Source organism: Streptosporangium sandarakinum, assembly GCF_013409935.1.
GTDB lineage: Bacteria > Actinomycetota > Actinomycetes > Streptosporangiales > Streptosporangiaceae > Streptosporangium > Streptosporangium nondiastaticum.
The window spans coordinates 3,390,972-3,403,192 of sequence record NZ_JACCCO010000001.1 but is presented as its reverse complement, the minus strand read 5'-3'; the positions used below and the strand labels follow the sequence as shown (position 1 = coordinate 3,403,192).

Annotated in this window: 14 protein-coding genes; 4 read left to right on the top strand and 10 right to left on the bottom strand. The window is 63.8% G+C overall.

Translation table 11 applies throughout. The features are described 5' to 3' along the window. Positions 1-61: 61 nt before the first annotated feature. The 3 genes from HDA43_RS15340 (at position 62) to HDA43_RS15330 (ending at position 3,275) form a co-directional block, all read left to right on the top strand. On the top strand, positions 62-1,444 hold the full coding sequence (locus tag HDA43_RS15340) for a hypothetical protein (RefSeq protein ID WP_179821247.1): 1,383 nt from the start codon (positions 62-64) through the stop codon (positions 1,442-1,444). A 283-nt stretch (positions 1,445-1,727) separates the two neighbouring features. Further along, on the top strand, positions 1,728-2,567 hold the full coding sequence (locus tag HDA43_RS15335) for a hypothetical protein (RefSeq protein ID WP_179821244.1): 840 nt from the start codon (positions 1,728-1,730) through the stop codon (positions 2,565-2,567). A 453-nt stretch (positions 2,568-3,020) separates the two neighbouring features. Then, complete coding sequence (locus HDA43_RS15330) at positions 3,021-3,275, top strand: hypothetical protein (RefSeq protein ID WP_179821242.1); 255 nt, start codon at positions 3,021-3,023, stop codon at positions 3,273-3,275. Positions 3,276-3,783: 508 nt separating this feature from the next. On the opposite strand, the gene HDA43_RS15325 is transcribed toward HDA43_RS15330, so the two are convergent. From HDA43_RS15325 to HDA43_RS15295, 7 genes are all read right to left on the bottom strand, one after another. Further along, positions 3,784-4,245 (bottom strand): hypothetical protein, encoded by a 462-nt coding sequence (locus HDA43_RS15325; protein ID WP_179821240.1) that lies wholly within the window; start codon positions 4,243-4,245, stop codon positions 3,784-3,786. Between the two features lie 477 nt (positions 4,246-4,722). Next, positions 4,723-4,860 (bottom strand): hypothetical protein, encoded by a 138-nt coding sequence (locus tag HDA43_RS15320; protein ID WP_218911731.1) that lies wholly within the window; start codon positions 4,858-4,860, stop codon positions 4,723-4,725. Positions 4,861-5,159: 299 nt separating this feature from the next. Further along, complete coding sequence (locus tag HDA43_RS15315; protein WP_179821239.1) at positions 5,160-6,386, bottom strand: FAD-dependent monooxygenase; 1,227 nt, start codon at positions 6,384-6,386, stop codon at positions 5,160-5,162. A gap of 584 nt (positions 6,387-6,970) precedes the next feature. Next, a complete protein-coding gene (locus tag HDA43_RS15310) occupies positions 6,971-7,294 on the bottom strand; it encodes a hypothetical protein (RefSeq protein ID WP_179821236.1) in 324 nt (107 codons plus the stop codon). Between the two features lie 264 nt (positions 7,295-7,558). Beyond that, positions 7,559-7,816, bottom strand: coding sequence for a hypothetical protein (locus HDA43_RS15305; RefSeq protein ID WP_179821234.1), 258 nt, complete (start codon positions 7,814-7,816; stop codon positions 7,559-7,561). Further along, entirely contained in the window at positions 7,813-8,004 is a 192-nt protein-coding gene (locus HDA43_RS15300) for a hypothetical protein (protein WP_179821231.1), read from the bottom strand. The genes HDA43_RS15305 and HDA43_RS15300 overlap by 4 nt, the downstream gene beginning before the upstream one ends. Beyond that, the gene (locus HDA43_RS15295; RefSeq protein WP_179821229.1) at positions 8,001-8,270 is read right to left on the bottom strand and encodes a hypothetical protein; all 270 of its coding nucleotides are present in this window, start codon (positions 8,268-8,270) and stop codon (positions 8,001-8,003) included. The genes HDA43_RS15300 and HDA43_RS15295 overlap by 4 nt, the downstream gene beginning before the upstream one ends. 292 nt (positions 8,271-8,562) lie before the next feature. Here HDA43_RS15295 and HDA43_RS15290 point away from each other — a divergent pair, with 292 nt between their 5' ends. Next, positions 8,563-9,006 (top strand): hypothetical protein, encoded by a 444-nt coding sequence (locus tag HDA43_RS15290; protein WP_179821227.1) that lies wholly within the window; start codon positions 8,563-8,565, stop codon positions 9,004-9,006. 84 nt (positions 9,007-9,090) lie between these two features. On the opposite strand, the gene HDA43_RS15285 is transcribed toward HDA43_RS15290, so the two are convergent. The 3 genes from HDA43_RS15285 to HDA43_RS15275 form a co-directional block, all read right to left on the bottom strand. Continuing rightward, positions 9,091-10,677 carry a serine hydrolase domain-containing protein gene (locus HDA43_RS15285; protein WP_179821225.1) on the bottom strand — a complete coding sequence of 529 codons (1,587 nt, stop codon included), beginning with the start codon at positions 10,675-10,677 and terminating at the stop codon, positions 9,091-9,093. A 244-nt stretch (positions 10,678-10,921) separates the two neighbouring features. Beyond that, entirely contained in the window at positions 10,922-11,659 is a 738-nt protein-coding gene (locus HDA43_RS15280) for an NIPSNAP family protein (protein WP_179821223.1), read from the bottom strand. 90 nt (positions 11,660-11,749) lie between these two features. Continuing rightward, complete coding sequence (locus tag HDA43_RS15275) at positions 11,750-12,178, bottom strand: Rrf2 family transcriptional regulator (protein WP_179821221.1); 429 nt, start codon at positions 12,176-12,178, stop codon at positions 11,750-11,752. Between the last annotated feature and the right edge of the window lie 43 nt (positions 12,179-12,221).

The window sequence follows — 12,221 nt, the reverse complement described above, 5'->3', positions numbered from 1 at the left end:
GGAACGCGCTTCGCGAATCGGCCATGTTCCGACTGCGCTTAGCCCTGCAATCGCGCAGGCTATGGAGCGTTGGGAAACTCCTTCATTGGAGGTCAGCGAGCCTAAACACATCACCGATCGCCTCACATCTATTACTTCTCTGTCGCGTGATCAACGTCCGGATCCCACCTTCACGATCGCTTTCGACGGCTCTAACCAGGAAGTCGAAGCACGCGCAGGGTATCCATCCGTGCGGGTCGGCTACATGCAGATCGCTGGGGTATACGTAAATATCGCTCAGTTCCTCAACGCCAACCGTAGTGGCTTGGTAAATGCCAGGGAGCTAGAGAAATCGCAGATAACTCAGACAGTTAACAGTGTTCTGCCTGGGTCGAACGTTCATCTGAAAGGGCTGAAGGGGAAAGAAACGTGGCGTGCGGAGCTTAACCGCTCCTTTGGTGAGTCCAGTATCACCGACTTCGGGTCTGCGTTTACGCTAACAGACGCTCTCATGACAATCCATGGAGCTCCTGGAAATCCTGCCGGCCAACTCGTTCTGAGTAAGTGTCCTAACTGTGGTTCGGCTGGCACTCCTCAGCAGATCGTGACAGTTACTGGTGGGGTCTGCACTGAGCCGTTGTGCTCAACGACTTTGTATCCCACCGATATTCTGCGCACCTATGAGGACTTTAGTGAGGATGGCGAAAACATCCGTCCTCTTAATGTTGCCATGAATATGGCCGAGAGACTTTTGTTGATTTCCTACATAGATGGGTTCTATCGCGTTCAACCGCAGATGCTATCTCAAGGGCTGTTCATCACTGATGGCCCGTTGGCTGTTTATGGACCCAGTGCTCCAATGAAATCTCGCTTCCTGGCGTACTGGAATAACCTGTGTATCGACCTAGAAGCCAAAGGGATTTCCGTTCCCCTTCTCGTGGGAATTGAAAAGAACGGCCAGTTCGTGGATCACGCTAATGTGATTCAGGAGCATATTCCCGATGGCCATGTCATGATGCTGGATACGCCGTATATTAACACTTACATCGTCAACAAAGAAGCGGATCACCATTACGGGAAGGATGAGTTCTACGGGCGGCGGTTTATTTACAAGACCACTACGGGTGAAGTTTTGGTATTATCGGTGCCACGAGTTCCAGGTGGGCCGCCTTACGAGAAGCCTCGCCCCAAAGCGAATGGGGAGTTTTTCCCCTTGGTCTCGGAGTCCTTTGACTCATATCCCACGCTAAGAGCCACCCTAGAGATTCTCGATCAACTTCAGACGCGCCTATACCCGAACGCTGTTATTCCAGTTGCGCTCGCCCATTCAGCTTCTTCTCTGCCGTTGGGGACAGGGCATAGCGTTTTGACGCTGTTGGCGCAGAGAAGCCTTGGAATGCCTGAGAACAGTATTAGCCTGAGTCGATTCAAGCCTCATAATCATGGGCGACGTAATAGTAGATAGATCTATCTTGTGCTGCGACGGTGATCCCCGTCTCGGCCGGATGGGTACTTCAAGGCGGTCGCCCTTGGTAGTCGACCCGGCCAGTTGCGCGGTGATCGAAGTTGCATCTCATCAGCTCTATAAGTGTGGCTTGGTGGGAGCCACCTTGGGAGCCACCCGAACGGACGATCACGAACCGAGCCGGACGGATCTGAACGACCGGAGTCCCGGCGAGCAGCGCGGCGAACGGCCCTGAACGATCCTGGAGGTTGTTTGGGCACCTACAGATCAGAAGGCTCGTCAGGTGTCGTGGCTGCAACCCTCCGGTAACAAGGCTGAGATCGGCGGCGCCGAAGATGATCTCATGAGAAGCTTATGCACATTGCTAGGCGTCCTGACCCTTCTGTTCATGTCGCCGTTGACAGGCGCGGCGCACGCACAGACCGGTGACCCGCTAGATCGGGCGATATCCGCGCTGAAGGGAAAGTTTGCAGAAAAGAGCAGTGTGCTCTTCTCTCGGAAGACCCGCCAAGGCTTCGGCTCGGACGCCACTCTGACGGTTGTCTACGGGAAGCATCGTTTCGCGGCCAATGCAGGTGTGCGCGCCAGCGACGTCGCGGAGGTTTCCACCATGGGTGACGAACCGGTGCACTTCCGAATGATCAACATCGGTCGTGACACCTACACCCAGGGCACCTGGGCTGACGTCCCTAAGGGCAAGAAGTGGCTCCACTGGCAGGACGCGGATGGCTTCCTCTGGTCCCAAAACCTAGTAGACGCCCTGAATCCGAAATTCCTGCGGTTGATCTCCAGAAATGCCGAAAAAACATCGGCGAAGGGCCGATACGACGGCGTCTCCACCACCCGCTACGACGGCTTGGCAGAGGTCGGCCTTCTCGGCTCGCGCCAGGCCGGGATCTACTACGGAACAAAAGACGGGGACTGGGCAGGAGGTCGCATCAAGTGGAAGCTCTGGCTGGGACCGGACAACCTGCCCCGGCGCTTCCAGGCAGAGATCGTTCACGAGCCATACGGCCCCGAGCAAAGAGCGGACACCGTGAGGATGAACGTCCTGTACAGAGGATGGGGAACGCCCGTCCGTATCCAGGCCCCATCCAAGAACCTCGTGGCCGAAGCCGGCTGAGCCCACTGTCGAGGCGCCCCGGGCACCGCCAACACCGTCCCTGATGTCGCTGCGCCAGATGACGTGGATAGGCGCTCAAGTTCTGCCCGGGGCACTGGGCCATCATGGCGGGTAGGGAGGGCGTGCAATATGCGTGCAATGATCAAGGCCGTGGTCGACGCAGAGAGAAGCGCTGCCGCAGGTCAACGACCATGCACTGTTGAGAACGGGTATGTCCTGTAAAACCGTCGGCACAGCCGACACAGGTTCAAGTCCTGCACCCGCCATCAGCCAAACTGGCAGCTCAGAGGCCCTATGGGGTCTCTTGTGCTATTCCAGGCCGCGCAGTCGAACGCAGCCAGAAGTAGCCGCGCGTCATCGTTCGCGGGATGGATCATGGAGCGTTTCTCCAGGTTACGCAGGCGCGCTCAATTTAGGTCGCGCGCGGGTGATCATGCTGGATAACCTCCACCCATGGAGTTTGCAACCGGTGTTCCAAGTCGGTGGGCGGTCAGGTTCCACTCGGGTGAGACCATTGAGCTAGGCGCCAACGGTTACACGGAGGCCGGTGGGTATCTGATCTTCGACGTCATGGTCAATGCCACGGCCGAGGAGAAAGACGAGATCGAACGTCTGTGGCACGTTCGCTACGGCCCCGAGTGGACGGGATCGATCGTCGCCAAGATTCCCGCAGCAGCCGTTGCCGAAGTTTGGACCGTGGAGTCTTGACCCTGGCAGGGAACCCGGGTGCAGCTCGGGTTGCAATACAGGCGCGTTCTATGAGGCCTGAGGGAGCCTCGGACGTACAGCCACCAGTACAGCCAAGAGGGTGAACAACGGCGGGTCTCAGCGAACAACCACGGGCACCCGGCCGCCAGGTCGAGGCCCCGGACCTCGATCAAATCGACTTCTTTTAATCCGCAGGTTTCTGGGTCACCCTATGTTCCTGGGACACAGGGCACTGACGGTCTCCGGTGCTATCCAGCATCCCCGGCGTCGTACCCGATCGCCTACGGCAAGCCGTACCCATGCGGGGAGGCGCGGCGCAATGCCGGAGACCGCCTCAACGAGAGTACCGCCGTGCCCATCGCGTGCCAGATGGAGCGGGAAACGAAGGGGAACGGCGAGGAGTCACGGGGAACGCGATCAGTGCCGTGAGCTGCGTCTTCGCAGGTCGAGCATGATCGGCATGCGTCTTTGCATGCAGGATGTCAGAAATTCGATCCTCCTGGCATGATCAACGGCTTACGTGTGGCAGCACGTCCACCTTCCGGGAACACGCGATGGCGACTCCTCGACCGATCAAGATCAATATGCCGACGAGTAGGGTCACCACTCCCGAAAGCTCGGCGAGCGCGGCCATGATGTACTCGCCGTCTGGATCGCCGACTCCGGACGGCCGACCGTTGAGCCATCGTGACGAGGCCATCGCTTGCGCCAGGACCAGAGCGCCGAACGCGACGGTGATCCCTCCCAGGACGAAGCCCGGAGGCGCCGGCCGGGGCCGCTCGCTCCAGGAACCGCTCTTCCAGGCTCCGACTACCAGCGTGATCGGTACCGTGAGGAACTGGCCGAAGTCCAGGCCCATGAGTGCGGCCAGGCGCAGATGCTCGAACTCGTCACCTCGCTGATCCCATAGGAAGGGAACCACAGCGGCCCCGCTGAGAAGCCCGATGGCGAGGAAGCGAAAAAACAGCATGATCGATATGCTCTCGGACGGTTCAGGGGGCAAGTCAAGAGACGGGGAGAACCTTCGCAGACAGGAAGTAGGATCCGCGGCTGAATCACGGTGAGCGAGGCTTGAGGGGTCTGCGGGATATATGCGGGATGATCTTCTGTCGTTCGGGTCGGGGAAGATGCTTTCACCCTGGTCAGAAGCTCTGTCGTCGCCTGGAACGCAGCCCTCTTGAAAACCGCTAGGGCCGGCGACGGTCCTCGTGGGTTCGAATCCCACGCTCTCCGCCCACCACGCGAAACGGCGTCTGACCAGGGGATTCCCTCGGGTCGGGCGCCGTTGGTCGTTTCCGGAGTGCGCAGTGGGATGCGCTCTGAGCCGTCGCACGTCGCCGGTCATGGGATATCCGTTGGATGGAACCGGCCGCGTTCGCCCAGTCCGGCGCAGCAAAAAGGGAGAGGGTCCCGGATGACCGAGACCCTCTCACCGTAGCCCGTGGACTCATGCCGCCAGCGCGCCCTCTATCCGCCGGTTGGCGATCTCTTCTCCTCCGTCGAGGCACTTGGCGTAGACCTTGAGCAGCACGTCCATCCCGTGACCCGCCCGCTCGGCCACGTCGGGGACAGGTGGCGGATGCACTGGTCGGTGTCCGGGGTTCCGGCGAGCATGCCTTGGACGCCGACCTGGTCGCCGAAGTGGATCACGTGCAGCGGTTCGGCGTCGTCGTCGGTGTCGAGCCGGTCGAGCGCTTCATCCCAGGTGGGCAGCAGTTCCCCGGTGTCAGGGTCGAGGTGGTCGCCGGCCTGACCGTCCGGGTGGCTCTGCCCCTCGGGCAGGTCGGCGCGCCGCGGTGGCTCTGTCTCGATGTAAACGGCGGTGGCTCTGCCTCGGCGTACGTGGTGCGGCGGCGCGGGTGGTCGCTTTCGTCTCGGGGCGGGTCAGCGCGTGATCATCTCGTCCGATTGTCCCGGTGTGTTTGGTCCGTGTGGTCCGGGGTCCGGCCGGCGTCCGCGGTTGCGTAGCGACCTGAACTGCTCGGCCGCCTGACCGAGCCGGTAGTACAGCCGCGGTGGGACATGCGGGAGGAGCGGGGAGTGCCGCTGGCCGAGCAGCGCGATCAGTTGCTCCGGGGGAAGACCGACGTAGCGTGGGAGGCTTTCGTACCATCGGGCGCTATAGCGGGCCGCTCTCAAGGAGAGGCGGATCACGGCTTGGCGTTCCCGGTCGTAGCGGGCGAGGGCGGTCTGGAGTTCCGTCTCTCCGTGTAGTGCGTTGACCAGGAAGGCGGCGTCTCCCAGTGCGAGGGCGGTGCCGGCGCCGATGGAGTAGTGGGTGGTGTGCGCGGCGTCTCCGAGCAGGACGAGGTTGTCGTGGTACCACGTCCGGTTGGTCAGGGTGCGGAAGTTCAGCCAGTGTGTGCCGTCTTCGGTGTGCGCCTGGGTGATCAGCGGGTGTCCGTCCAGGGCGTCGGCGAAGAGTTTCTCCAGGAGGGCCAGGCCGTCGGCTCTGTTCGCCTGGTGGAGTCCGAGTCCTTTCCAGGTGGTGGGGGAGCATTCGATGACGCAGGTGCTGTGGTCCTTGCTGAATCCGTAGCCGTAGCACCAGATCCAGCCGTGCGCGGTCTCCACGAAGGTGAAGGTGAAGGAGCGGAAGACCTTGGTGGTGCCGAGCCAGACGTAGACGTTGCGTCCGACCGTGACCTCGGAGCCGAAGTGGTCGGTGTGGCGTTCGCGCAGCAGGCTGTTGACTCCGTCGCCGGCGACGACGAGGTCGGCGTCGGCGAGTTCGCCCCTGTCGGTGATCTCGTGTTCGAACTCGATGTGCACGCCGAGGGAGCGGGCGCGTTCGGTGAGGATGTCGAGCAGTTGGTGCCGGCCGATGCCGAAGCCTTCGCCCCAGTCTTCCGTCGCCACCGTGGTGCGGTCGTGGACGTGTACCTCCCATCTGTCCCAGTGGACTGAGTTCTTCTCGATGGTGCATGCGGATTCGGGGTCGGCACCGTGGAGGTCGTTGAGTAGTTCGCCCCAGTAGGTCACGCCCCAGCCGTATGTCGAACCGGCTGGGTTCCGCTCGTGGACGGTGATGACGTGGGACGGGTCCACCCGTTTCATCAGGATCGAGAAGTACAGGCTGGCGGGTCCGCCGCCGACGCAGGCGATCTTCACAATAACCCCCGTCGTTACTTATTGTAATCAACTAGCAGCATAGAGTAGCAGATGGTGATGTCTTCCCAGGTCATCAAGCCAGGTGCCGAGCCACACCGGGGCGCGCGCCCCGGTGGCCGCGTAGCTCCGGCATGAGCGGCTCGTCCGGCCCGATGCGTTCCGGGAAGATCCGGACCTCCCGCATGGAGATCGGTGCCGGGCCGAAACGCTTCACCTGAACGGGGTACGGCTCCCGCCCCGGTGGAAGGTGAGAGCCGTACTCCGTTGAGGGCGCCGTGACCAGTTCACGCTGATCACGGTTCCGTCAGGGGAGGCGTCGCGGCGAGGTCTCACCGGCCGGGGTGAGGCGGCGGCGCGCCGCGCCGCCGTACCCGGCCCTCCGCCGCCCGCCGACCGGGCGTGCGGCCTGGGGGCCGGTCCCGGTCGGCGGCGACCCGAGCCGTGGCGCACCACGGGCCCGCCGTACCCGACCAACGCGCCGACCCCGGCGCCCCGCCGTACCCGACCAACACGCCGACCCCGGCGCCCCGCCGTACCCGACCAACACGCCGACCCCGGCGCCCCGCCGCCGCACAGCATCGATCTCAGCCGCCGAGCTCGGTACGCCGAGCCTCCTCGTAGAAGCCGTAATGCCGTTGCCTCCGCCGCTCCCAGAACCCGACGCCCGTCATGAACACACCGAAGAAGACGATGACAGCGCACGGAATCCCCACCTCACCCCAGCTCCATGCCCCCGGGGACAGAACTCCCAGCACCGCGAACAGAGCTCCCATCGCCGCCCCTACCCGCACTCCCGTCTTGACCGGGTGCCGCGCGGCGAAGATCTGACTTCGCCCAGGTTCGGCGTCGCCTCCCAGTACGGCGTCCAGCCACCAAAACCCACGGACCAGCCAGCGACGCAGCGCCATTGACGAACTCCTTCCAGCCTCCGGCCGGCGCGCTCCGGCTCCGGGATGACCGAAGGGTGCGCCTATCGCGTCGGCCTGCCGACGGCCGAGGTGGAACCTGGTCATCACGTCTGCCATCGGCCCGGGACAAGCCGAGCGGACCAGGGACGGGAGGGGGTCGACCACGGCCGCTCAAGTCCGGCCCAACGCCCAGATCGGTGCTCCTACGAGACATGATCGATGCGCATGCCAAGCTGATGCCGTCGTTAGGTGATCGGCCTTGTCTCAGTCGTCATCGTCATCACCGATGTAGTCGTCGTAGAGCTTGCGGCGGAGGAGATCGGTTCGGACGGTCAGGGCACCGAGGAGTTCCTCATCGCTCAGACCATCCGTGGTCCTGAACGCCCAAGAGGAATGACCTTCCTCATCGAGGCACTTCACAAGGACTATCGCCCCCAGGGCGGTCCATCCCTCGGGAAGCGGATAGACATCGAGGCCGTTCAGGGCCTGGCCTACGGGTACCTCTTTCTCTTCCTCTGTCACGGGATCCCCTCATAACCGGTGATTACATGGATCGGAGTGTGCTGCTCGACCGCGTCGCAGTAAACGTCGAAGTCACTATGCCGGGGGCACTCGACCTCACCGGCTCGCTGGCGATGGTGGATGTCCGAGCAGCCGCAGTCGAAGAACTCGGGCAAAGGGTCAGGCGGATCGGCCATGCTCATGATCATCTGGTGGAGGCTTCATACTCCACAACTGTTTTGATCTCGATGATGCGCAGTATGCCGTCCGGCGCTGGAATCGTCGCGTCGTCCACCGTCGGCAGACGGCCGGCCATACGACCCTGATCAGGACTGTCCTGATGAGAGATCTCGCCGAAGGTGCCGCCCCGGGTCTGGAACCCACTTCGCGCTGAGACAGCGCCTGTGCAACTGCTCGAAGAGCAGATCAGGTGGTATTTCCACCCTTCCAGGGTGCGGTCCTGAGCCGTGGCCACGAGATCATCCCAGTTGGCGTGGACGGCTCTGCCGCCGAAGAAGAGCGACAGAGCACCGCATCGTGGGATGCGACAGGATCTTCTCGGCCGGGCGCGGTGTCCTGAAGCCGGGTCGGCGGCTACGACGGCATGAATATCCGGCGGTACCCGGTGAACCCAGCAGCCTGTCGGTCGGACAAGCCTTCCCGCACACCACAGAAAGGGATCAAACGCCCCCTGGGTCGACTCGAACTGTCGGCCTCGCACGCCATGATCGGCTCGCATGCACCAGCACGTGCCCTCAGGGAGTGCCATGGCGGGGATCATCAAGACACTTCTCGACTCGCGCAAGATAGAGCGGTATCTGGTGGGGGTCGTGGACGTCGAAGCGGAATGGGATCTTTTCGGGCCCGAGAGGGGCGACGTCGTTCCCCGGTCCATCGCGCTTGAGGCCACCTACTGTGACCATGTTCTCATCAAGTACGAACTCTGGGACGACGAGCCACCTGCCATGGGCTGGGATGAGAGCTGGTCGGGGGCCATTCACCTTCCCTCGGGAAGGATGCACGCGATCAGTTGCCACTCCGGGGAATCGGACTACTACGAAGAGTTCGAGCTGGGCCACCCGGGCCGCCAGTGGCAGTTCAGGGTCCACAGGAAGCTCCTCGGTCATGAGGACTTCACAGCGGACATCGTCGGCTTCGCCCTGTTCAAGTTGCAGTTCTGGCCGTCTGCGGGGGCTCCTGTCCTCTCCTGAGAAGGCATCATCTCTGCACGGCGACAGGCCCGGCTCCATGATCCGGAGTCCGGGCCTTTGTCTTGGGCGGTGTTCGCGAGTGGGTCAGGCCTGCGGCGAAGAAGGCTCTCCCTTGATCACTTTCCGTACGAGAGGTGATCGCTTCCCACGGTCCGGTGAGCCGCCCCGTCCGCGTCTGCCGGAAAAGAGGTCGAATGACCCATTGCTGCGTACACGAAGGCTACGGACGCGGACGAGGTGCACGAAGCGGGAGACGATGACGGCGGCGGCGGCGAGTGCGGCGGTGGCGGCCCAGACGTACGGCGCGAGCCACACGTATGTGATCTGCTCCAGTGTGCCCGCCCTGTGCATGGCGAAGCCGATAAGGTCCGCGAGGCCGAAGAAGAGCACGATCGGTGTCGCGTACGGAATCAGCCTCACGAGCGGGCGCCAGACGGCCAGGCCCTCGCGGCGGCGGACCCAGCGGCGGGCACGGCGGACGCCCAGGGCGCCGAGTCCGAGGTTGAGCACACTCAGGCCGGCCAGCCAGGGGTCCGCTGTCATGGTGAAGGGCGCCGCTCCGGCGTCGGGGCGGCCCTCAATGATGTCGATCAGACCGTTGGTGATGAGAAGCGCGTCGTCGCCGGAGATCATCCCTGTGTTGGTGACCACGGCGATGCCGTACTGGCTCGCGGGCAGGAGTGTCTGTGCGGAGTTGTGGGTGAGCAGCCAGCCGGTGTGCTGGAGCTGGGGTGCTCCACCGGGGGTCTTCCCGGTGTACCAGCCCATGCCGTACGTGCTGCCGGCCACGCCGGAGGCGGTCTGGGCGGTCTTCAGGATTTTCCCGGGCAGGGCAGAGTTAGCGCCGTTCTGCGCGATCATCCACTTGGCCAGATCGTCGGCGGTGCTGACCACGCCGAAGGCGCCGTTGAGGAACCACTTCGGATGGGAGCGCTCGATGACGCGGCCATAGGCTCGTATGTAACCCGCGCCTTGGCCGGGGAGTTCCCCGGTGGTGTTCACGGTCGTGGTGGACGTCATGCCGAGCGGACGGAACACGGCGGCGTTCATGTAGTCGGCGAACGGCACTCCGGCCACCACCTCGGCGAGTCGCGCCGCGACGGCGTAGTTGGGGTTGTGGTAGGCCATCGCGGTGCCGGGTTCGGTGGCGAGCGGAGCGGTTCGCAACATCGCGACAGCGTCCTTGAGCGTGTCCGGTGCGGGGAGCGTCAGCTCCGGGAAACTCATGTCGCTCATCCCCGAGGTCTGCTGGAGCAACTGCCGCACCGTGATCTTCGCGGCGCGCGGGTCGGCCATGGCGAACTCGGAGAGATATGTCCGTACAGGAGCATCCAGGTTGATCTTGCGTTCATCGCTGAGGCGAAGGACCGCCAGGGCCGTGAACGACTTGGAGACCGAGGCGAGCGGCATCGGAGTGGCTTTGGTGATCGTCTCGTGGTCGGCTGTGTGACCATAACCTGCCGTATGCACGACCCGGTCGCCCTTGGTGACGGCAACGATGGCACCAGGCAGCCCGGTCCGCTCGACATAATCGCGCATGTAGTCGTCGATCGTGCTTGCGCTCAGGTCTCCGGGCCGCGGGGACGCTGCGGAGGCATGCGCCGTCGTAGTTCCCAAGGCCAGCAGCACACCAGCCAGTCCGGCCATCGCCGCGGCCTTCCGCATCCTCATCGGGTTCCTTCCGAGCTTCCTGTTCACCGGGAACCCAAAGGTAGAAGTCCGTGCAGGCAGCGCACAGGACACGATCGTCTAGCCCGCCCCCTGACTTTCGTCAGGGGACATGGATCTCTTCGTCTCGGCACCGCACCCGCACATGTCGTCGATGGCGGGACCCAGGGCGGGCTCGCAAAGTGGCCGCACCGGTCCGGCCTACCGGCGGCCTTCGGCCGACAGGCCGGGCCGCCCGCCTTGGGGCTCACCGCAACAGCGACCGCCGGGTGGGCGCGAGTCGCAGTCGTTGCGACGTCCTCACCCACCGCTCCGAAAGGGCGGGCAGCACCTCCTCGGACCAGCGTTCCGAGCGCTGCAGGCGATCCAGATGCTCGTCGAGCCGACCTTCGTCGGCGAACCGTGCGAACCATACGAAGACCTCCTCGCCGGTCCGCACCGGCAACGCCGGGAAGGTGTTCGGGGCGTGCTCCGACCGCAGATACGCCAGTGGCTCGCCGCCGGCCTCGGCGAGCGCGGGCCTGACCCGCCGCTCGAAGAACTCGATGAACGCGGTGTCGAACGGGCCGATGCCGTGCCAGATCGTGGCGAGGACGAGCGACGGCGGGAACACCGACGGCTCGCCGGGGGCCGGCCGGGCGTCCACCGGTGCCGGGAAGCCGCCCCGCGCCGAGGCCGGTCGCAGCAGCAGCACGTCATCAGAGTCGATCATCGTTGCGTTCGCCTCGTCGCGGTGCGCCCGCCAGATCGGCCCGCCGTAAAAGCTCTCCAGCGCCTTCGCGCGACGCGGCATGTCTTCGAAGCCACGGAGCCATACGAACCGGTCGGGGTCGTCCAGGTCGCGGAACTGCCCCAGGACGGTCATGCCCGTCGCTTCCTGGGTTTCGACGAACTCCCGGTCGAACAGGTCGATCAGCACGTCGCGCTGTCCCGGGTGCAGCGTGTACTGCCGTAGTTCGACGATCGGACACCGTACGGCTTCCATCGGATCCACTCCTCGTTCAATGATGTAACAAGCTTTGTTACAACAACGGCCGTGCTGTGATCCGGCGGGATTCGACCGCCGTACCGGCGACTAGTTCGTCAACGTTTCGCGAAGCACGTCGGCGATGGAGGTGTCCGCCAGCTCCCGCCGGATGGCCTGTTCAACCCGGCCGTAGGTCTGGTTGAGGGCGGGCCGGATGCCTCGGCCGACCGGACACTCCAGGTTGGGCTCGGTACGGTGCAGGCCGAATGGCTGCTCCCCCCCGACCGCGTCGTACACCTGGAGCAGGGTGATCTCCTCGGGCGCACGGGCCAGACTCCAGCCTGCGCCGGCACCGTGGCGGACCTCCACCAGACCGGCTCGCCGCAGGTCGCCGAGGCTGCGCCGGATGATCACGGGGTTGGTGTTGACGCTGGCCGCGACCTGGTCAGAGGTCAGCACCTCCTGGCCGCGGCGCTGCGCCAGCGCCAGCCACGTCAGCGCATGCGTCGCGATGGTCAACCGACTGTTCGCCGCCATCACCCCTCCTTGTCGTAACATTTTCTGTTACAGCCGTGCGGCG